The sequence below is a fragment of the Streptomyces sp. ISL-99 genome (assembly GCF_018614005.1).
In the GTDB taxonomy this organism is placed as follows: Bacteria; Actinomycetota; Actinomycetes; order Streptomycetales; family Streptomycetaceae; genus Streptomyces; species Streptomyces flavidovirens.
This window is the reverse complement of record NZ_JAGGPC010000022.1, coordinates 142,941-163,191: the sequence shown is the minus strand read 5'-3', so window position 1 is coordinate 163,191 and position 20,251 is coordinate 142,941. Positions and strand designations below refer to the sequence as shown.

At 71.2% G+C, this 20,251-nt stretch carries 20 protein-coding genes; 5 read left to right on the top strand and 15 right to left on the bottom strand.

Translation table 11 applies throughout. The annotated features are described in order from the left end of the window. The first annotated feature begins 50 nt into the window (after positions 1-50). Positions 51-974 carry a hypothetical protein gene (locus J7E91_RS13665; protein WP_214902902.1) on the top strand — a complete coding sequence of 308 codons (924 nt, stop codon included), beginning with the start codon at positions 51-53 and terminating at the stop codon, positions 972-974. Between the two features lie 176 nt (positions 975-1,150). Continuing rightward, a complete protein-coding gene (locus J7E91_RS13660; RefSeq protein WP_374224693.1) occupies positions 1,151-2,662 on the top strand; it encodes a DUF6056 family protein in 1,512 nt (503 codons plus the stop codon). On the opposite strand, the gene J7E91_RS13655 is transcribed toward J7E91_RS13660, so the two are convergent. The 9 genes from J7E91_RS13655 to J7E91_RS13615 form a co-directional block, all read right to left on the bottom strand. Next, positions 2,637-3,086: a GtrA family protein gene (locus J7E91_RS13655; RefSeq protein WP_214902896.1), complete on the bottom strand. Its 450-nt coding sequence runs from the start codon at positions 3,084-3,086 to the stop codon at positions 2,637-2,639. The genes J7E91_RS13660 and J7E91_RS13655 overlap by 26 nt on opposite strands. Further along, entirely contained in the window at positions 3,083-4,066 is a 984-nt protein-coding gene (locus tag J7E91_RS13650) for a glycosyltransferase family 2 protein (RefSeq protein ID WP_251015608.1), read from the bottom strand. The genes J7E91_RS13655 and J7E91_RS13650 overlap by 4 nt, the downstream gene beginning before the upstream one ends. Positions 4,067-4,225: 159 nt before the next feature. After that, positions 4,226-4,474: a hypothetical protein gene (locus J7E91_RS13645; protein ID WP_214902887.1), complete on the bottom strand. Its 249-nt coding sequence runs from the start codon at positions 4,472-4,474 to the stop codon at positions 4,226-4,228. Between the two features lie 20 nt (positions 4,475-4,494). After that, the gene (locus J7E91_RS13640; protein ID WP_214902884.1) at positions 4,495-4,764 is read right to left on the bottom strand and encodes a hypothetical protein; all 270 of its coding nucleotides are present in this window, start codon (positions 4,762-4,764) and stop codon (positions 4,495-4,497) included. 105 nt (positions 4,765-4,869) lie between these two features. Next, positions 4,870-6,492: an alkaline phosphatase gene (locus J7E91_RS13635; RefSeq protein WP_374224692.1), complete on the bottom strand. Its 1,623-nt coding sequence runs from the start codon at positions 6,490-6,492 to the stop codon at positions 4,870-4,872. A 143-nt stretch (positions 6,493-6,635) separates the two neighbouring features. Beyond that, a complete protein-coding gene (locus tag J7E91_RS13630) occupies positions 6,636-7,784 on the bottom strand; it encodes a hypothetical protein (RefSeq protein ID WP_251015607.1) in 1,149 nt (382 codons plus the stop codon). 187 nt (positions 7,785-7,971) lie between these two features. Beyond that, complete coding sequence (locus tag J7E91_RS13625) at positions 7,972-8,841, bottom strand: DMT family transporter (RefSeq protein WP_214902879.1); 870 nt, start codon at positions 8,839-8,841, stop codon at positions 7,972-7,974. A 28-nt stretch (positions 8,842-8,869) separates the two neighbouring features. Then, positions 8,870-9,592: a DUF998 domain-containing protein gene (locus J7E91_RS13620; RefSeq protein WP_214902876.1), complete on the bottom strand. Its 723-nt coding sequence runs from the start codon at positions 9,590-9,592 to the stop codon at positions 8,870-8,872. 221 nt (positions 9,593-9,813) lie between these two features. Continuing rightward, positions 9,814-10,716: a phosphatidylinositol-specific phospholipase C gene (locus tag J7E91_RS13615; RefSeq protein WP_214903426.1), complete on the bottom strand. Its 903-nt coding sequence runs from the start codon at positions 10,714-10,716 to the stop codon at positions 9,814-9,816. Positions 10,717-10,887: 171 nt separating this feature from the next. Between J7E91_RS13615 and J7E91_RS13610 the strand changes: the two genes are divergently transcribed. Next, on the top strand, positions 10,888-11,412 hold the full coding sequence (locus J7E91_RS13610; protein ID WP_214902873.1) for a DUF2165 domain-containing protein: 525 nt from the start codon (positions 10,888-10,890) through the stop codon (positions 11,410-11,412). Between the two features lie 44 nt (positions 11,413-11,456). Here J7E91_RS13610 and J7E91_RS13605 read toward each other — a convergent pair whose 3' ends face one another. The 5 genes from J7E91_RS13605 to J7E91_RS13585 form a co-directional block, all read right to left on the bottom strand. Next, positions 11,457-11,657, bottom strand: a complete 201-nt coding sequence (locus J7E91_RS13605; RefSeq protein WP_214902870.1) for an antitoxin — start codon at positions 11,655-11,657, stop codon at positions 11,457-11,459. A gap of 117 nt (positions 11,658-11,774) precedes the next feature. Beyond that, the gene (locus J7E91_RS13600; RefSeq protein ID WP_214902868.1) at positions 11,775-13,244 is read right to left on the bottom strand and encodes an FGGY-family carbohydrate kinase; all 1,470 of its coding nucleotides are present in this window, start codon (positions 13,242-13,244) and stop codon (positions 11,775-11,777) included. 48 nt (positions 13,245-13,292) lie between these two features. After that, a complete protein-coding gene (locus J7E91_RS13595; protein WP_214902865.1) occupies positions 13,293-14,633 on the bottom strand; it encodes an MFS transporter in 1,341 nt (446 codons plus the stop codon). 112 nt (positions 14,634-14,745) lie between these two features. Then, complete coding sequence (locus tag J7E91_RS13590; RefSeq protein WP_214902862.1) at positions 14,746-15,519, bottom strand: DeoR/GlpR family DNA-binding transcription regulator; 774 nt, start codon at positions 15,517-15,519, stop codon at positions 14,746-14,748. Continuing rightward, positions 15,516-16,160, bottom strand: a complete 645-nt coding sequence (locus tag J7E91_RS13585) for a histidine phosphatase family protein (protein WP_214902859.1) — start codon at positions 16,158-16,160, stop codon at positions 15,516-15,518. The genes J7E91_RS13590 and J7E91_RS13585 overlap by 4 nt, the downstream gene beginning before the upstream one ends. 159 nt (positions 16,161-16,319) lie before the next feature. Between J7E91_RS13585 and J7E91_RS13580 the strand changes: the two genes are divergently transcribed. Then, the gene (locus J7E91_RS13580) at positions 16,320-17,363 is read left to right on the top strand and encodes a 2-hydroxyacid dehydrogenase (RefSeq protein WP_214902856.1); all 1,044 of its coding nucleotides are present in this window, start codon (positions 16,320-16,322) and stop codon (positions 17,361-17,363) included. After that, complete coding sequence (locus J7E91_RS13575; RefSeq protein WP_214902853.1) at positions 17,360-18,814, top strand: FGGY-family carbohydrate kinase; 1,455 nt, start codon at positions 17,360-17,362, stop codon at positions 18,812-18,814. The genes J7E91_RS13580 and J7E91_RS13575 overlap by 4 nt, the downstream gene beginning before the upstream one ends. 22 nt (positions 18,815-18,836) lie before the next feature. Here J7E91_RS13575 and J7E91_RS13570 read toward each other — a convergent pair whose 3' ends face one another. Beyond that, positions 18,837-19,904 (bottom strand): acyl-CoA desaturase, encoded by a 1,068-nt coding sequence (locus J7E91_RS13570; protein ID WP_214902850.1) that lies wholly within the window; start codon positions 19,902-19,904, stop codon positions 18,837-18,839. Positions 19,905-20,251 lie beyond the last annotated feature (347 nt).

The following is a 20,251-nucleotide window of genomic DNA, read 5'->3' as shown; positions in this document are numbered from 1 at the left end:
TCGCACACGCGTACGCCGGATTGTCAGTGGTGTCTGACAGGCTGATCTTCATGAGCGATACGGAAATGAGCAGTGTGCCGCACACCTACACCCTGGACGCGGCAGCGGACCTCGCCGAGCGGCTGCTGAGCCGGCCGGAACCGGAGGAGACCGGGTACAACGCCGTACGGATAAAGGAGTTCGCGTACGAGTGGAGTGTCCAGGAGCGCGGCCAGGCCTTCCGTGAGGTGATGGACGCCATCACCGGGCGGGTCGGGCAGCCGGCCTGGTGCGGCGGCTCGGCGGGCGGGCCGCAGGTCCGGTGGCGGAGCGGGCAGTGGACGCTGGTGCTGGACGGCCGGACCTTCGGCGCGGACCTCAGTGTGCACCCCAGCGGCGAGCTGGAGCGCATGGACTGCTGGTACTTCGACTACGGCGTCGGGGACGGCGAGGAGCAGGTGTCTTCGTACGACGATCTTCCGTACCTGTGGCTGCTGCACCGCCACGAGGGAGAGCGGCTCGTGGGCGGCTGCCGCTGCCTGGGCATGCTCCCCGTGATGCGCCCGGTCACGAACTGGGAGCACCTGGAGGAGTCGCTGGGGATGCTGCTGGCCGCCTGGAGCGAGCAGTTGCCGGCGATGGTCGGGGACTGGGCCGGGTTCCAGCTCTACAACTCCGCCGACGACCACCGATGCGGGGTCGTCGGCTTCCAGCCGGGCACGGGTCTGTTCGCACACATGCAGGTGAGGGACGGCGACGAGAGCCCGGAACGCGAGTCGGCCATGCGCGACCTCGGCTGGCAGAAGCGGACCGAGCACGTCTGGAAGGCCGAATTCTCGGAGCCGGGCCAGGAGAGCGGGGAGGCCCTCGCCCGGCTCCTCATAGCCGACGCCCGGGCGCGCGGCGCGCGGAGCCCGGCGGATCTGAAGGTGCGGGACATCAGCTGCGGGGACGACGGCTACTTCGTGCTGCCCGCGCTGGGACTCGACTACTGACACCGGGTCCGACCACCGTCAGGCATGCGCCGTGGGTCGTGCGCCGTGGGTTGCTCCATTGGGCGGCAAACGGGCGCGCGGCGGCGTGGGCTTCCCTCCGGACGCACCGTCGCCGGTCACGATTCCGAGCGGTGGACAGGTTCCGCTGCGGAATCCGGCGGTGAAGAGGAGACCTTGTGACGGCTGCACCGGGTGTCGCCATCCCGCGCGAACCGGTACCGGGCGGAGGCGGACCCGGCCGGGGGAGCGGAACGGGCCTGGGCCTCTTCCGGTCGTGGACGGCCGTCTGGACGACGGGCCTGTGCCTGCTGCCGCTCGGGCTGCTCACGGCGGGGGCGTGGCTGGGCCGTCACGTCCGCCCCAGCGCGGACGAATGGTGCTTCCTGCCCAAGGTCCGTGACCTCGGTGTCTGGGGAATGGTCGAGAAGTTCTACGCCACCGACAACGGCCGGATCGGCAATGGCCTGCTCGTCGGGATGTACGCCCAGTTCCCGGTCGCCGGCCATCAGTGGTTCGCCCTGATCAGCGGCGTGATCATGCTGGTTGTGCTGTGGGCCCTGACCGTCCTGCTGCTGCGCAGGGCCGGCCGTACGGCGCCCCGTGGAGTCCCGCTGCTCGTGGCGTCCATGATCACGGCGGTCTTCCTCTTCGCCACTCCCAATACGTACAAGACGTTCTACTGGCCCGCCGCCTCCGTCTCGCACACCCTGGCTCCCGTTCTGGCCTGCGCGGCGGCCCTCCCGCTCCTGGTGGCACGCGGCCGCCGGGGCATGATCGCCGCCCTGGCCGTCGTGCTCGTCGCCGGTGTCTTCATGGGCACGCTGTCCGAGGAAGCGTCGGTGGTCTGCCTGGTGGTGCTCTCCGCTGTCGTACTGCTCGGCCGCTGGATCTTCACCGAGCGGGCCCTGACCGTCGCCCGCTGCTGGGCTCTGGTCGGCATGGCCGGAATCGGCATCGGCACGATCGTCCTGATGACCTCCCCCGGAGGGCGCAGGCGACGCGACCGGTTCGGCCTCGAAACCACCTCCATGCTGGCCCCGGAGTCGCTGATCGCGTCACTGCGCGGGTACGTACGCATCCTGGAGACCGTCTTCACGACCTGGCAGTACGTGGGAGCGATCGCGGCCGGAGTGCTGCTGGGGCTGCTGGTGCGCAGCCGGGAAGGGGCTCCACCGGTCCTGCTGCCCAGCCGGCCGCTGCTGTGGACATCCTTCGGCGCGCTCGCCTTCCTCCTCTCGGGCTACCTCTGCACCGTCATCACCTATCCCGTCTTCGGCGCACGCGTGGTGACCGCCCAGCGGACCTGGAACGACTACCTCCTGCTGTACGTCGTGGTCCTCGTCGGCGCCGGTGCCTTCCTGGGACGCGCGGTGCGCAAGCGCGAGCGGCGGACCGGCGTGGCGACGGCGCTCGCCGCGGCGGTGTGTGCCGCGGCCGTCCTCGGACTGGCCGCCCCGCTCTCCCACCTGGGCCACGACATGCGCGTACGGGCTCAGAAATGGGACCGTCAGGACCAGTACCTGCGCGCGCAGGCCGCGAAGGGCGCGAAGGTCCTCCCGTACACACCGCTCTCGGTCGCCGGGACGCTGGAGCCGTTCGGCGGCAAGGGGCGCAACGTCTGGCCGGCCGGCTGCGTCGCCGACTACTACCACCTGGACCGGGTCACTTACTCGACTCGGCTTCCGTGACCTGCGGCTCGGGCCCCTGCGGCCGCTCTCCGGAGGCCCGGGTGGCAGCCGCCCCGGAGGTGATGGCCCACCGGGCGAGCAGGAACGACAGCGGTGTGACGAGGACACCGGCGGCGAGCGCGGAGAGGTTCTCGGGCATGCCGAGCCGGCTCACGGCGACGTACAGCAGGATCCCGCTGCCCACGACGTTGGCCACGGCCGACAGGGGATAGCGGACGAAGGCCCGCCAGGTCGGCTTCGTACGAAGGGTGACGTACGAGTTGAGCAGGAACGATCCGACGATGCTCACCGCCCAGCCCAGACCATGGGCGACCAGATACGGCAGCCAGATGTTCAGCGAGGCGTACACCGCGTAGTAGACGGCTGTGTTGACGAAGCCGATCGCGGCGAAGACGGCGAACTGGCGCAGGGCCCGGGCTTTCATGCCTCCGGCCGCGCCTGTCCGGCGGGCTCCAGCGAAAGACCGGAATCGAGCACGGCGGCGGACTCGTTCGTTTCGCGGACCACATAGTGCGGCCGGCGTTTCGACTCGTCGTAGATCCGCCCCACGTACTCGCCGATGACGCCCAGAGTGGCGAGCTGAATTCCACTGAGCGCGACGACAGCGGTGATCAGTGTCGCGTAACCGGGCGTTTCGACCCCGTCCAGTACGACGTTCGCGATGATCCAGAGCGCGTACACGAGCGCGGACAGGAAGAGCCAGAGACCGGTGTGGATGGCGAGGCGCAGCGGGCGGCTGTTGAAGGAGATGAGGCCGTCGATGCCGTAGTTCAGCAGATGGCGGCCGCTCCACTTGGACTGCCCGGCGGCGCGCTGGACGTTCTCGTACGTGAAGCTGACCGTGTCGAAGCCGATCCAGGAGAAGAGGCCCTTGGAGAAGCGGTTGTTCTCCGGAAGCGACAGGAGGGCGTCGATGGCCCGTCGCGACAAGAGCCGGAAATCACCCGCCCCGTTCACGATCTCGACGTTCATGCAGCGGCGTACGAGGCGGTAGTACGCGCGGCAGAGCGCCGTCCGCAACGCCCCCTCGTGCGTGCGGTCGCGCTGGGCGATGACCTGGTCGTACCCGTGCTGGTGCAGCTCCAGCATGCGGGGGATGAACTCGGGAGGGTGTTGGAGATCGGCGTCCATGAGGACGACCGCGGCGCCCCGGGACATGCGCATGCCGGCGAGCATCGCGGATTCCTTGCCGAAGTTCCGGCTGAAGGAGGTGTAGCGCACCCGCCGGTCCGCTCCGGCGAGGTCCTTGAGTATCGCTATGGTCCCGTCGCTGCTGCCGTCGTCGACGTAGCAGATCTCGAAGGTCGTCCCGAGCGGTTCGAGAGCGGTGATCACGGCGTCATGAAAGGCCTCGATCACCTCGCTCTCGTTGTAGCACGGCACGACGATCGAAATCTGGACCATGGCCATTTCACCCCATGCACTGTTTCCCGGTACGTGCGCTACCGCCTCCAGTGGAACGCGGGGACGGCCCGAAGGCCGTCCGAGGCACTCCACATGGGTGACGGCGGTCCGGGATGACGGTGGCCGGGGGGTGAGTGAAAGCCGGAGTCCGGGCGTTGGTCAGGCGCCCAGTTCCGCGACCGCGGCGTCCAGCGTCCGCGCCAGAGTGGTGATGTCCTGGTCGGACGGGGGCCGGGCGCCGATGCGCCGGCCGAGATCCTGGGCCGAGACGACCTCGATGGCACCGCGGTAGTCGTCGCTGTCCAGCTCGGCCGCCGGGACCACCCGGGCCCGGCCCTGGACGACGACCAGCGTCGGATCGTCCGCGCGCGAGCGCAGAAGATCCCGGACATGCTCCTCAGTGATCACGTAGGCCGCCTTTTCCGGGGTCACCTGTGGCGCTTGCGGCGGGCGGGCGTGTCGGTGACTTCGCCCTTGCGGGAGCGCTGCGCTCCGCGCTCCTCGCCGGACGATTCCACACCGGCGAGGCTTTCACCGCCCGCTGTTCCGCCCTTTTCCGAGTAGCCCTCGCGGGCGCTCGCCGTTCCGGGCACAACCCGTTCCTGGGCCTGGCGCTCCGCGCCGGAGTGGGCGCCGGGGCCCTTCTCTGTGCGCGGCCGGGGCTCGCGGTCCGGCTTTCGCGATTCCTTCTCGCTCATTGCGCACACCTCGTTCCTGGGTGCCCACAGCCCTTACGGCCTGCGGGTCGTCGCTGGTTAGGGGTACCCCCGTGGCGCGGGTGATAACTGCCCGCCAGAGCCGGTTCAGGCCGGCGCAAGGCCTGGCCTGCCGGCTTCGGTGACGAACGAAGCGGCTGTGGTGAGCGTCCCCCCGGGCTCGGTGACCCCTGAGACGCTCTTGAAGTCGGCGCGGGCCCGGTCCGTGCCCAGGGTGATGACCGTGTATCCGCGCCGGCCGTTGTAGAACTTCAGGTGCGGGTTCGCCTGAATGAGGTTGTCCCAGTTGGGGAGCTTGTCCGCGCCGTCCCTGCCGCTGGAGACCGAGGTGGTGGAGATCTCGGTGCCGACGGTGCGCGAGGCCGGGTCGTCGAAGTCCTTCTTCAGGTCGAAGCCGTAACCGACGTGGGCGTCACCGTCCAGCACCAGCAGGTTCTCGACGCCCGCCGCCTCCGCTCCGTCGAGGAACCGCTTTCGCGCGGCGGGATAGCCGTCCCAGGCGTCCATGGACAGCTTGAAGTCGGCCGTCGGTACGTCGCGGCGCTGTGCGAAGGTGACCTGCTGCGGTACGACATTCCAGGTCGCGCCGGAGCTCTTCCACCCGTCGAGCAGCCAGCGCTCCTGCGTCTCGCCGGTCATGGTGCGTGACGGCGCCTCGGACTCCGGGCCTGGCTTGTGCCAGTCGCCCCCGTAGGCCGGTTTCGAGCGGTACTGGCGGGTGTCGAGGATGTCGAACTGGGCGAGCTGCCCGAACCGCAGGCGCCGGTAGAGCCGCATGTCGGGGCCACGGGGCTGCTGAGGGGCACGCAGGGGCTGGTTCTCCCAGTACGCGCGGTAGGCGCCGGCCCGCCGGAGCAGGAACTCCTCGGGCGGGACGTTGTTCTCGGACGTCTCGCCCGCGTAGTTGTTCTCGGTCTCGTGGTCGTCCCACGTGACGACGAACGGGTGGGCCGCGTGCGCGGCGATGAGATCAGGGTCGGACTTGTACAGGGCGTACCGCAGCCGGTAGTCCGCGAGCGTCATGGTCTCGCGGTCGAAGTGGGCGGGCAGCCGGCGGTCGGTGTAGTTCCGGGAGCCGCCGGCGCTGTTGACGGCGTACTCGTAGAGATAGTCACCGAGGTGCACGACCAGGTCCAGGTCCTCACCGGCCAGGTGCTTGTACGGGGTGTAGTAGCCGTGGTGGTACGCCTGGCAGGCCACGGCGGCCAGCTTCAGCCGCGACTTCGCCGTGCCGGCCGCGGGCGCGGTGCGGGTGCGGCCGGTCGGGCTGTCCCACGCCCCCGCGCGAAACCGGTAGTGGTACTGACGGTCCGGATCGAGGCCGGTGACTTCGACATGCACGGTGTGGTCGAACTCGGGATGCGCGGTGGCCGTCCCGATCCTGACGATCCGCAGGAACGTCTCGTCGTGGGCCAGTTCCCAGGTGACCACCACCCGCTTCTCCGGCAGACCGCTGTCGGGTTCGAGCGGGCGGGGAGCGAGCCGGGTCCACAGCAACACGCTGTCCGGCAGCGGGTCCCCGGAAGCGACGCCCAGCGTGAACGGGTTCTCTGTGAGCTTCCTGGGATCCAGCTCGGGGACGCTCGCCGCGCCGGCGGCCGGCAGATCGGTGGCGAAGGCGAGCGCGGCCGCGGCCGCGGTGAAGGTGAGGAAATGACGGCGTCCCAGGCGCCGCACGGCGGCGCGCAGCTCAGGCTGATGACTATTCATATGCGGCGTCATATGCCCGTTTCCGGGCTTTCTTGATCGCTGCATACGAGTGGTACGGGAACAGCCTGCCGCACCGCGACCGCGATGGAGGGCGGCCGGATACGGCCGCCCTCCGTGGTGATCCGGCCCTGCCTGTCTGCCTGTCAGACGCCGTTCGTCGCGTCGGGTTCCTTCTGGCGGCGCAACAGGGCCGAACCGGCGAGGACCGCGCCGATCGCGGCACAGGACACCGCTGCGGCGTCCGCCCACGCGAGGGACTCACCCAGACTGCTCTCCAGCAGGTCCACCGTGCCGACGCTCGCCAACGCGTGCAGGGCGACGATGCCGATGGCGGTCGCGGCACTTGCCGCCCAGACGCGCATGGTGTCGCGTACGGCCAGCCACACACCGAACACGAGACAGAGCACAGTGACGGCGATGGCCAGCGCGTCCGCGTATCCACCGGAGCGCAGATGCGCGAAGTCCGTCGGCAGGTGGATGACGCCGCTGACGAAGAGGAGAACGGCCGCGGGCCATCGCAGTACGGAACGAAGGGCCGGCGAGACGGTGTCGCCGCCATGCCCGGCGGCGAGCGCGTCGCCGACGGCCGGGATGACGCCCCGGGGGTCGAGGGTGGGCCACGCAGGGCGCCCACCCGGCCGCTCGGGGGCGGCGGCGGGCTTGCCGTCGGTGCTGCGGCCGTCCACGCCGGGCGTCGTCCCGCCGTCGAGCGTCCCCCGCTTCTTGGGGGCCACGGCCGCCTCACCGGCGGGCGGCCGCTGGGGGTCGCCGTCCTCGTGGCCGAGGATGCTCACCAGCTGCGCCACGTCCTCGATCGGCCTGCCCACGGCCGCGGCCCGCAGCGTCGTGTCGGCCTCGTCGACCTCGTGCGGGTGCTCCGCGAGCATGGCGACCAGCTGCCGGACCTCGTCCAGGGGACGGGCCACGGCGGCTGCGCGCAGTGCTTCGTCGCCGGGGCTGGGGACCTCCCCGGTCCGCTTGAGCAGGCTCACGAGTGCGGCGACTTCCTCCAGCGGCCGGCACGTGGCCGCCGTCCACAGCAGAGTCCGTATGGGCTCGTCGCTGGAGTCGGGGGCCGCACCCTGCGGCCAGGCATCCGCGGCGGCGGCGCCGGCGGCCGTCACGTTCGCGGGGGTCGCACTCGCGGCGGCTTCACTCGCGGGTGCCGCTCTCCCGGTGGACTCGCTCCTGGCGGCCGCGTAGGCGGCGTCCGCATACGCGGCGGCTGAGCCGTCGGGCGGCTTCGAGCGGTCGTCGTTGGGCGTAGAGGGCATTGTCGGGTCGGTTGTCATGGCGCGGCTCCGTTCGCCGTACTTCCGGTGGCACACACCGTTCGGTTGTCGTGCGCCACCTAGACGCACGCTTTGGTCTATCAAAGGGGCATTTCGGCCAATTGCGCCATCCGGGCGTGGCAGAAGAGGGGCTTCGGGGCGGAATCCCGGATGACGTCCGGCCGCGTCCCGCGAGCCGCCGGAACAGTCAGGTCGCGGGTGTGTCCTGGTCCTCCGTCCTGACCCTGGGCAGCAGCAGCACGCCCCAGGTGACCATCACCGCGCCGATGCCCTCCGGGACCAGCCACCACCCGGTGCGTACCTGATCTCCGTACACCAGCATGCCGAGTGCCACGCTGACCAACGCCTCTCCCAGCGTGAGGGCGGGCTGGGAGGCCACCAGGGGGCCGGATTCCATGGCGTTGGCCAGCAGGAAGAGTGAGCACGCGCCCGCCGCCACGAAGCCGTAGGTCTGCCAGCAGGCCAAGAAGGCGCCGAAACCGTGCTGTTCGAACGTAGTGGTGGAGAACTTCATCAACGTGGCCGTCAGGGCGTAGCCGATCGCGGAGGCCGAACTGAACAGGGCCGCGCGTGCCATGCCCCGTGGTCGCGGCAGGGCGGCCAGCACGCAGAGCGTCATGACGCCGCCCGTCGTCAGCAGGGTCAGTACCCACACGCCCGGCGCGACATGGGAGTGGCGTTCGTACGGAGATGCCGCGGCCAGTGCCAGGCCGAGGCCCGCGGCGATCATCGCCGCCGCCGTCCAGCCGGCCGCGGGAAGCCGACGCCGGGAGACCATGCAGGCGATCAGGAGCGTGAACGGCAGTTCGCTGACCAGGATGGGCTGAACGAGCGACATCGACCCCAGGGTCAGGGCGAGGGCCTGGCACGCCGCGGCGACGACGATGACGGCGATCCCGCCGAGCCACGCCGCGCTGTGCACCAGGTGGGGGATCAGCCGGACACTGAAGGCGTCACCCGGCGGTACGCGCTGGGCGGCGATCCGCTGCAGCACCGTGCCGGTGGCGTTGCCCAGCGCCGCCAGGACGGCGAACAGCACGGAGAGTACGGATGCCACGCGGCGCTTCCTCCGCTTCGCCGGAAACTCAAGGGGTGCGGCCGGCCGGCCGGCTCTCCGGGGCGCCGGGTGCGAGGAGTTCACGGGCCAGGAGGGCGAACCACAGTCCCACCAGGAACACGTGGGCTCGCTGGGGGAGACCGTGCCAGCCGGGATGGCCGACGAGCGGGCCGATGGTGATCACGGCGGACACGAGCGCACCGGCGAGCAGACGTGGGCCCCAGCGGCGGATCACCGGTGCCCGGGACGGTTCGGATGCCGCTGCCAGGCAGAACAGGACCATGCAGGCGAAGAGGAAGAAATGGACCAGCCCGCTCGTGACAGTGTGCCAGGGGTGCACGGCTTCACAAGCCGGTTCCAGGGAGGGGGCGCAGCCCATGGGCAGCAGTACGTCGGCCAGGGAGGAGGCGCCGAATCCGAACAGCGACCACCAGGCGGCACGGGCCGCGGCGCCGGGCAGCAGATCGCGCGCCAGCAGAGCACCCGTCATCAGCAGTACGGCGCATGCGATCTCCATCCCGCCGAACAGCACCCTGAAGGGCTGGTCGGCTGCGAAGAGCTCGCTCACGTACGAATGCCGGTAGTCCAGGCCGGTCGGCAACGACAGCTCCAGAAGCCAGCCGTTGTACAGCAGTGCCGCCCCGGCCAGCACACCTGCCGTCAGGGTCCGCCGTCCGACGGCCGGGGCGCCGGACCGGTCGCGCTGTCCGGACTGTCCTGGCTGTCCGAGCGCATTGCGGGTCAGGTACATCGTGGCGCTCCGAACCGGGCGGTCCTGGCGACGCGCGTCAGCGGGGCGCTCGGATCAGTGAACGTGGCCGCCGTGCCGCCATGTGGAAGAGGCATGGTCATCGCCGCTGGTCTAGTGGGCAGAGCGCGGGTAGTCCAGGACCTGGTGGCGTGTCTCACCCGTATGGCGTGAGGTTTCCGAGCAGCCGGGCGGGGCGGTAATCACCGACCGGAGATCGTCGGCTACCGGATCCCCGGGCGTGCGACGGCTTGGCCGGCGTTGTGCCGGATCAGGGACTCCACCAGTCCGGAGCGGGTGTTGGGGAAGTCCATCGGGACCACGCCGAGCCCCGTCCAGCCGGCCGCCTCCGCCCCGTCGAGGAGGCTGTGCACCCGCGGGTTGAGGCGGTCCGAGTTCCAGCGGGGCGGCAGCAGCGCCGACGTACTGACGTAGTTGAGGAACAGCTTGCCGGGCTGCTGGGCGGCCTCGCGGAACTGGGCCTCGATCTGCGGGTACTTGGCGCCCGGCTCGGCCATGTAGTCGTCCTGGATGTCGAAGAGCGCCGAGTCGCCGTACCGTACGCCGGGCAGCCCGCCGTTGTCGGCGAGCAGGACGACCTTGCCGCGCGCCTGTCCCAGCGTCGGCAGGCCCGCGTCGATACGGAAGAGCGGCCGCCAGCCCTTTCCGTCCAGGTAGAGGTCGAAGATCCGGCGGAACTCGGCGTCGGCCGCCTGCGAGTACTCCTGCTTCACGCGCATCAGGACCGTCTCGGAGGGGCGGGCCCGCAGGAAGTCCTGGCAGGCGATGAGCACATCACCGAACATCAGGTTCTGGTAGTACGCGCCGTGGTGGATGGCGAAGGAGTCACCGACGGCCCGGCACCGTACGTCCAGGAAGCGGATGCCGCTGAGCAGCTGCTCGGCGACGGACGTGTTCTGGCACGCCACCCAGGGGCCGCCGACGCGCGCGCCCGAATCGTGGGTGCCGGGGACGGTCAGCCGCTGAACGGGCGTGGAGTCGGCGAGGCCCGCCATCCAGTCCTGTACGGACAGGGTCCGCGGCGCCGCGGCGGCAGCTCTTGGGGATCCGAGCAGAGCGGTCGCGGAGACCACCGCCGCTCCCGTGAGAAAGCCGCGCCGGTCCATGCTCATGTGCCCGGTCCCCTCGGTCGGCCGGCGATCGCCGACCGCCCCGATCGGCCCTCGGAGTATGACGTGGACAGGTCATACTGGGTAGGCCGGGGGCATCGTCACAGCCGCGCGCATCCGGGACACTCGGACGCACGGCCATCTCAACAACCCTACGCCGAGGTGTATATGACAGTCAGGAACGCGGGCGCGCGCCCTGCGCGGCCCCTTGCCGCCGCGGCCACTGCGCTCGTCGGCACGGTCGCGCTCTACATGGCGCTCGTCGCCTTCGGCAACATCACCGACTTCGGCACAAACCAGGAATTCGTACGGCACGTCCTCGCGATGGACACTACCTTCAAGGACGAGGACCTGATGTGGCGGTCCATCGACTCGGCGCGGGTGCAGGACATCGCGTACATCGCCATCATCGGGTGGGAAACCGTGGCCGCGCTCGTGCTGATCGTGGCGACCGCCCAGTGGGCGATCGGGCTGCGAAGCGGTGAGTTCGGCCGGGCGAGGCGCTTGGCCACCCACGGTCTCCTGATGGTGCTGCTGCTCTTCGGCGCCGGATTCATCGCTGTCGGGGGCGAGTGGTTCGCGATGTGGCAGTCCGCCGACTGGAACGGGCTGGACGCCGCCACCAGGAACTTTCTCGTCGCAGGCCTGACCCTCGTCGTCGTACACCTGCCGGCCGGCGACAGCACGCGGTGAGGGCGGGACAGCGATGTCCCGCCCTCACCGAACCGCTGATCGGGTCAGGGCTGGGGCGGCCGGTCCTGGCCCGGGTCCTGGTCCTTGCCGAGCTGGCCCCTCAGCTTGTCCTGGGCGGTGTCCACGTGGCCGCTGTACTTGCCCTGGGTCCGGTCGTCGACGGCGTCGCCCGCCTTGTCGACGCCCTTCCCGGCCTGGGACTCGTGGCCCTTCATCATCTGCTTGAGCTTGTCCATCATGGACATGGGCTAGCCTCCTAGCTTGTCGCCCCCACCCCTACAGGGTCCCCGCACCTCCCGCTGTCCGCATCTGCGAGGCCTGACGACTTCGGCGAGGACCGTGATGAACGCGTCGGCCGGCCCTCAGCCGGCGTCCAGCCAGCCCCGCGCACGCAGTTCCGCGACGAATTTCCCGTACGACTCGTCCAGCGCCGCCCGCTCCCGCTCCACCGGCTCGACCAGGCGCCCCGCCGCCGTCATGGCCGCCGCACCGGCCGTCAGGTCCGGATGGAGCGTGCCCGCGGCGGCGAGCAGGGCCGCTCCGAACGCGGTCTCGGCCCGTTCGGCGACGCGCAGCGGCCTGCCCAGGACCGTGGCGCGGATCCGCGTCCACAGGTCGCTTCGGCTGCCGCCGCCCGCCGCGTGCAGGGGGCCCCGCACCTCGACGCCCAGCGCCTGGACGCGCTCCAGGGCCAGGCGCTCCAGGAAGGCGACGCCCTCCAGCGCGGCCCGGTGCCCGTCGGCCTCGTCCTGCGGCGTACCGGTCACGAAGCCGCGCGCGTCGCCGGAGACGAACGGGAACCGCTCGCCCTCCCGGCGCAGCGGGTAGTTCAGGCACGAGGCAGGACCACGGGCGTCCGCCGCCGCGTCGAGGCCGGGCAGCCGGGCCGGGTCCACGGCGGCAAGCGCCTCGCCACCGGTGTTCGAGGCGCCGCCGGGCAGCCACCAGCCGTCGGGGTGGCGGTGGCTGTAGAGGGCGCCGGCCGGGTCGGTGACCAGGTCGCGGGTGACGCCCTTGAGCACGTACGTCGTCCCCAGTACGCCGACGAACTGTCCCGGCTCCACGGCGCCCGTGGCGATCTGGCCCGCGCATCCGTCCGTCATGCCGAGCCGGACCCGGCAGCCGACGGGCAGACCGGTCTCGGCCGCCGCCCCGGCCGAGACCGTGCCGGCCTCGGTGCCGGGTGGCTGGACGCGGGGGAGCAGGCCCGCATCGACACCAAAGGCGTCGAAGACCTCGGTGGCCCACTCGCCCGCGCGCGGGTCGTAGCCGGTCTTCAGCGCGTGGCTCCAGTCGGTGGCGACCGGGTGCCCGGTCAGTTTGTGGCCGAGCAAGTCCGGTGTGTGCAGGACGCGTTGGCCGGAGCCGGCCCGGTTCGCGTACCAGATCAGCTTCCCGAGCGCGGCCGTCGGGCCGACCGTCAGACCCAGCGCCCGCCACCGCCCGGCGCCCAGCCCCTGCGCCTTGGCGTTGAGGTCGGCGGCCCGCCGGTCGTCGTACATCAGGGCGGGCCCGACGGGCTCGCCGTCCGGGCTCGCCAGGACCAGGGTCCCGGAGGTGGCACAGACGGCGACCGCCACCACCTCCCGCCCGCCGCCGGGCAGCGCGCCGGTGGCCTGCCGCAGCGCGGCGGCGGCCGCGGGCCACCAGGTGCGGGCGTCCTGCTCGCTGTGGCCGCCCGCGCCGCGTACCGGCTGGGGGAGCGGCGCCCGCCCCTCGGCGAGGACCTGCCCGCGGGCATCGGCGCACACCACTCTCACCGCGGCGGTGGCCACATCGATGCCGGCCACAACGGGGACGGGGGAGCGGGGTGCGTCGACGGTGCTGCTCATGGGCGGGACGGGTCCTTTCGGGTACGCGCGTACAACGGTCTGTACGGATCAGGTGGTGGCGCGGGCGGCGACCGGTACGGCCGCCTCCTGGAGGGACTTGCCCTGCTCGATGGCTTCCTCCGACGCCCTCGGCAGCCTCAGGAAGAGCGTGAGCACCGCGGCGACGACGTACAGACCGGCGAAGATCAGTACGACGCCGTCCCGGCCCAGCGGCCCGAGGAAGAGCGAGACGATCGCCGGTCCCACGAAGGCCGCGCCGCCCGCGCCGAGGTTGAGCAGCGCCATCGCGCCACCCTTGTTCTCGGGGGCCAGCGACGGCATCAGCGCGGAGATCGGGACGAACCCGGCGAGCGTGGCGCCGTAGACCATGCCGACGCCGACGGCGACCCAGTAGTTGTCGGTCATCAGCTTCGGTACGAAGTACAGGGCGAGGACGCTCACCGAGCAGCCCACCGCTCCGAACCAGCCGATGGTGGTGCGCCAGCCGATCCGGTCGCTTACCAGCCCGAAGAGCAGGTTGAAGAAGATGTTGGTGGCGAACATGATCGACAGCAGCCGCAGCCAGTCGCCGTCGCTGAAGCCCATCTCGTCGGTGAAGAAGGCCGGGAGGATCACCCACAGGCCGAACTGCGGGGCGGTGTTGATGATGCGCACCACGCAGCCGACGGCGACCTTGGGATTGGTCCAGGCGATGGACAGGCTGCGGGTCAGCGACTGGACCGGCTTGACCCCGGGCGGAGCGAGCCGGGAGTACCCGGTCCGTTCGCGTACACCGAGGAGGCAGAAGGCGCCGCCGAGCGCGATCAGGGCGAGCGCGACCCAGAGGGTGCCGAACTTCCCGAACAGCGGATTGGTGACGGACGCGGTGAGTGAGCCGAGCGTGGGCAGGCCGCCGGTGAAGGCGAAGTAGAACCAGCCGACGGCCGCGCCGAGCCGGGCCACCGGGGCGGTGGCGGTGACCCACACCAGGAAGGAGAAGGCGAAGAGCGGGTAGCCGAAGCCGCGCAGGCCGTAGAAGACCAGCATCAGGGTGTAGTTGTCCTGGGCCGCGCCGAGGGTCAGGAAGAGGATGTCGAAGACGATCCAGATGGCGAGGCCGAGCTGCATCACGCGCCGGGGGCCCCACAGTTCCGACAGGGCGCCCGACAGCCAGGAGGCGAGCATGACCGTGACGCCGTACGCCGTGATCACATAGCTCGCGCGGACCTCGCTGCCGGCGCCGTTGCCCTCGATGAACGGCGCGATGAAACCGGACTCGACACCGTCGCCGATCATGAAGATCAGGACGCCGATGAAGCCGAAGAGGAGAGGCCGGGGGATCCCGATGCGATCCCAGACGGTCCCTCCCGTTCCTCCCGTGCGCGCGGCTGGTGCGGCGGTGCTGCTCATTGCTCGTGCCTCCACATTGAGGTGCCATGGGCCCGCGGACGTAACAGCCGCGACCGGGAATGCATCATGACCTCTGTGAAATTAACACGCAAGAGTTTAAGAAGGCTCGTTGTCAGCGCGTGACCGCGACTCGAACATCCGTACGCTCCTGGAGGGCGGCCAGCAGCTCGCCGCCCACCCCGTCGTCCACCACCAGGTGGTCGAAGTCCTCGACGGGCGCCAGCCGGTGCAGCGCGGTCCTGGCCAGCTTCGTACGGTCCATCAGCAGCACCTTGCGCGTGCCGGAGGCCAGCATCGCCCGCTTGACCAGCACCACGTCCTGCTCCTGGTGGTACGTCATCCGGGCGTCCATCGCCGAGGTGGAGACCAGCACCATGTCCAGCGAGAGGGCCTCGATCGCCTCCAGGCAGGGAACGCCCAGGAAGGAGTCATGGGTGTGTGAGTACTCCCCGCCGAGCGAGATGAGGCGTATGTCCTCATGGCCGGCGAACAGGTCGATGACCCGCCGGGCGTTGGTCACCACCGTCAGCGGGGCGTGGTCCACCAGCAGCCGGGCCAGCGCGAGCGCGGTCGTGGAGTCGTCCAGCATCACCGACATGCCCGGCTCGACCAGGTCGGCCGCGGCCTTCGCGATGGCCTCCTTCTCGGCCGTGTTGACGCCGAGCCGGTAGTCGAGATTCGACTCGAAGACCGTCGAGGGCAGTGCGGAGACCCCGCCCCGGAACCGGCGCAGCACCCCACGTCTGGCCAGTTCGTCCAGGTCCCGGTGCACCGTCATCAGGCTCACGCGGGTGAGCTCCGCGAGCTCGGCCCCGCTCGCCGTCCCGTGCTTCAGGACGTGCTCGGTGATGATCTGCCTGCGGGCTTCCGCGCCGGTCGTCGTCATGTGCCCAAGTTTCGCGTACCGCCGTGGAGAGGTGCCCAGGTGGGGACGTTGAGCGAGCGCAGAGCGGTGCCGGCGTCCGACACCTCGATCTCGGTCACGGCCGCGTTGTCCAGCCGGGGGAACACCAGGCGGTAGCGGCCGACCGGGATGGAGAGCATCGCGCACAGCGCCATGCGCAGCAGGGTGTTGTGCGCCACCACCAGGACCGTGCCGCCCGGGTGTTTGCGCGCCAGGCCCCGCAGCGCGGTCGAGGCGCGGGCCGCGGCCTCGGACGGCGGTTCCGATCCTACGAAGGCGCCGAGCTCGGCGTCCTCCAGGAAGCGCCGTACGGCCTCGGGGTCCTCGGCGGCCATCTCCGCGATGGTGCGGCCCTCACCCCAGCCGAAGTCCACTTCGCGCAGCCCCTCGACGATCTCCGGCTCCACGCCGAGGGCCTCGGCGGCGGGCTGGGCGGTCAGCCGGGCGCGGCTGACCGGCGAGCAGGCCACGGCGTCGACGCCGCGGTGCTTCGCCCAGTTCCCGAGCTCCTGCGCCTGCCGCAGCCCCTTCGCGGTCAGCGCGACGTCGGAGATGCCGGCGTACCGGTTCTCCGCGTGCCATTCGGTCTCTCCGTGCCGCACGAGCAACAGGCGTGATGCCATCGGTGATCTCTCCCCTGCGAGGTGGCGGCGCGTACCGAGATCGCGCCGGCAGTGCATTGATTCTTCAAAACAATGATGTTAAATCTATCAGCGCCAGTGTTAGTGGCGTGGCAACGCTGACGCGCATCGCCACCGCGACCCCAAGAAGGGCACCGCTCCATGCGCATCCTCGCCGCAGGTGATCATTTCGTCCGCCCCGACCTCCTCCGCGCCGCACTGCGCGAGGAGCTCGGCGCCGGCCAGGAGATCACCGAACTCACCCTCCCCTGGCCCCACGAGCCCTTCGGCCCGGTCGGCGACGTCCACGAGGCGAGCGGTACGGAGGAAGAGCTCATCGAGGCGCTCGACGGCGCCGCGATCTGCGTGACCCAGATGGCGCCCTTCACGGAGAAGGTCTTCACCGCCTGCCCGGACCTGCGCATGGTCGCCGTCTCCCGGGGCGGCCCGGTCAACGTCGACCTCGCCGCCGCCACCCGCCACGGCGTCGCCGTCTCCTTCGCACCCGGCCGCAACGCCCCCGCCGCCGCCGAGTTCGCCATCGGCCTGATGCTCACCGCCATGCGGCGCATCACCACCGCCGACGCCGAGCTCAAGCGCGGAAAGTGGCGCGGCGACTTCTACGCGTACGACGAGGGCGGCATCGAACTCGACGGCGCCACCGTCGGACTCGTCGGCTACGGCGCCATCGGCCGCATCGTCGCCCGCGTCCTGCGCGCCTTCGGCTCCCACGTCCTGGTCGCCGACCCCTACACCGACCCGGCGGCCGCCCGCGCGCAGGGCGTGGAACCGGTGGAACTCGACGAACTCCTGCGCCGCAGCAGCGTCGTGAGCCTGCACGCCCGCCTCACCCCCGAGACGCACCACCTCATCGACGCGGCCAAGCTGGAACTCCTCCCCAGGGGCGCTGTCCTGGTCAACTCCGCCCGCGGCGGGCTCCTCGACTACGCCCCGCTGCCCGGCCTGCTCAGGAGCGGCCGCCTCGGCGCCCTCGCCCTCGACGTGTACGACATCGAACCCCCGCCCGCCGACTGGCCGCTGCACGACGCCCCCAACGTCGTCACCGCCCCCCACCTGGCCGGCGCCACCCGGCAGACCGCGCACCGCGCCGCCGCCATCACCGCCGCCGAGGCGGGCCGCTTCGTACGCGGAGAGAAGCTCGCCCACCCGGCCAACCCCGAGGTCCAGGAGGCCGCGCGCCCATGAGCGTCATCATCGGCGTCGACATCGGCACCTCCGTCACCAAAGCCGTCGCCTTCGACCGCGAAGGGACCCCGCTGGCCTCGGCCACGCGCCGCAGCACCGTCGTGCGGCTGTCCGGCGGACGCGTCGAACAGGACCTCGACGACGTCGTCCGTACGGTCGCCGAGGTCGTCCGGGAAACCACCGCCGCACTACCCGGACCGCCCACCGCGCTCGCCCTCACCGGCCAGGGCGACGGCCTGTGGCTGCGCGACGCGGAAGGCCACGCGGTACGCCCCGCCATTTCCTGGATGGACGGCCGCGCCTCCGACCTCGTCGCGCGCTGGCTGGCGGACGGCACGGTCCAGGAGGTGTACGAACACACCGGCTCCGGCATGTTCCCCGGCTGCCACGCCCCGCTCCTCGCCCATCTCCAGGAGCACGAGCCGCAGACCCTGCGACGCGCGGTCACCGCGGGCTACTGCGTCGACGCAGTAGCCCAGCGCCTCACCGGCCGGGTCAGCGTGGACGCCTCCGACGCCACCCTGCCCTTCCTCGACCCGGTGAGCCGTACGTACTCGCCCGACGCGCTCGCCGCCTGCGGCATCGAGGACCAGGCACACCTGCTGCCCGCGCCCGCCCCGCCCGGAACGGTCCTCGCCCTCGACGCCCACGGCGCCGGACTGCTGGGGCTGCCCGTAGGACTGCCGCTCACCGCGGGTCCGTACGACCTGCCGGCCTGCGCCATAGGCAGCGGCGTACGCGACGTGGGCGACGGACTGCTGATCGTCGGCACCACCCTCGCCTGTCAGGTCCTCACCGACCGCGCCAGGACAGACAGCTCCACCGAACCGGCCGGCATGTGGCTGTGCACCCCGGACCCCGACCGCTGGCTGCGCGCGATGCCCGCGATGGTCGGCACCGCCGCCCTCGAATGGGTGCTGGCCCTCACCGGCACGACCACGGCCGACCTCGACGGCCTGCTCGACCGGAGCCCGCCGGGCGCGAACGGCGTCACCGCGCTGCCCTTCCTCTCCGACGCGGGGGAGCGCGCCCCGTTCGTGGACCCTGCCGCCCGTGGCCGCCTCGACGGGCTCACGCTCGCCCACACCCGCGCCGACGCGGTACGCGCCATGTGCGAGGCCATCGGTTACGCCGCCCGGCACTGTCTGGAGGCCGCCGGCCTCACCGGCACCCTCGCCGCGTGCGGCGGCGGCACCCGCTCCGGCCCGTGGGCGCAGCTCTTCGCCGACATACTGGGGCGCCCGGTCCGTATCCCGGTGGAGAACGAGGTGGGCGCACTCGGCGCGGTCCGCGTCGCGCGGCGCTTCCTCGGCGAAGGGCCGGAGACGAAGTCGCAGCTGTTCCGCACCGTGGAGCCGCGACAGGAGTCACGCGCGGTGTACGAGGACGGCTACGCCGCCTACCGCGCCGCACTCGACGGGGCCCGCGCGCGGTGGGGCGAGGCGCACTGACCCGCGGCCCCGCGCGGTCGTACTACGCCTTGGACAGGGCCGCGGACGCGCGGGCCTCGCGGATCGGGGCTCCGGCCCGGTGGAGGCTGGTGAGCGCCTGCTTGTACGAGGTGATCAGGCTGGTCTCCAGGTAGCTGATGCCGAGGTCCCGGCAGTAGTCCCGGACGATGACCTGGGCCCGCCGCAGGTGCGGGGAGGGCATGCTGGGGAACAGGTGGTGCTCGATCTGGTAATTCAGCCCGCCGAGCATGAGGTCGGTGAACCAGCCGCCGCGCACATTGCGTGACGTGAGCACCTGGCGGCGCAGGAAGTCGGGCCGGTCGTCGCCGGTCAGGATCGGCATGCCCTTGTGGTTCGGGGCGAAGATGGACCCCAGGTAGACGCCGAACAGGCACTGGTGGACGAACAGGAACGCGATCGCCATGCCGGGCGGCAGCACCAGGAACAGCGCGGTCAGGTAGAGGGCGAAGTGGCCGAGGAGCAGCGTGCCTTCGAGCGTGCGGTTCTTGAGCGTGCGGTCGGCCAGTGCCCGTACGCCCGCCACATGAAGGCTGAAGCCTTCCAGGGTGAGCAGCGGGAAGAACAAGAACGCCTGCGAGCGGCCGAGCAGCCGGGGAAGCCCCTTGGCCACGCGCGCCTGGTCCTGGGACCACACGAGTACGTCGGGCAGGACGTCCGGGTCGAGCTCCGCGTGGTTGGGATTGGCGTGGTGGCGGGTGTGCTTGTCCTGCCACCATCCGTACCCCATGCCGATGCCGAGGTTCCCCAGAATGCGGCCCGAGCGTTCGCTGGCCTTGCGCAGCCGGAACACCTGACGGTGGGCCGCGTCGTGCGTCACCAGCGCGACCTGGCCGAAGACCAGGGCGAGGAAACCGGCGACCGCCAGCGTCCACCAGCTGTCGCCGACGAGCACGAAGGCGACCCAGCCGCCGACGTAGAGGGCCGCCACTGCCGCGATACGGGCCGTGTAGTAGCCGGGGCGGCGCCCCATCAGCCCGGCTGCGGTGATCTTCTTCGACAGCCTCGCGAAGTCACTGCCGGGCTTCTGCGGGGGCGGGGGCGGGGGGCGTACCGAAGTCTGCACTGGCATGGTGATGAGTCCTTCTGGTGGAGGCCGGGCGGGCGTAGGGGGATTCGGGAGACCGGGCCCTGGCCGGGAGACGCTCGGCGGCGTCGCCGGCCGGCCGGATGGGGGCCGCAGGCGCGCGGGGGAGGCTCGCAGCGCCGCGCATACGCGGATTTCGCGCCGCGCCATCGGCCGGGGGCGCCGATGAGAGGGGGCGGGTGGGAATCTGTCGGCCGGGGCGGCCGGGCTGAGTGAGCGGGCTGAGTGGCAGTGCGACCTTGCCTTCGGTGCTTCTGCCGGGGACAGACCGTCTTCGGCCTCGTGGATACGGGCGACGCGGCTGTCGGCGGCGTAGGCGACTGCTCTTCCCT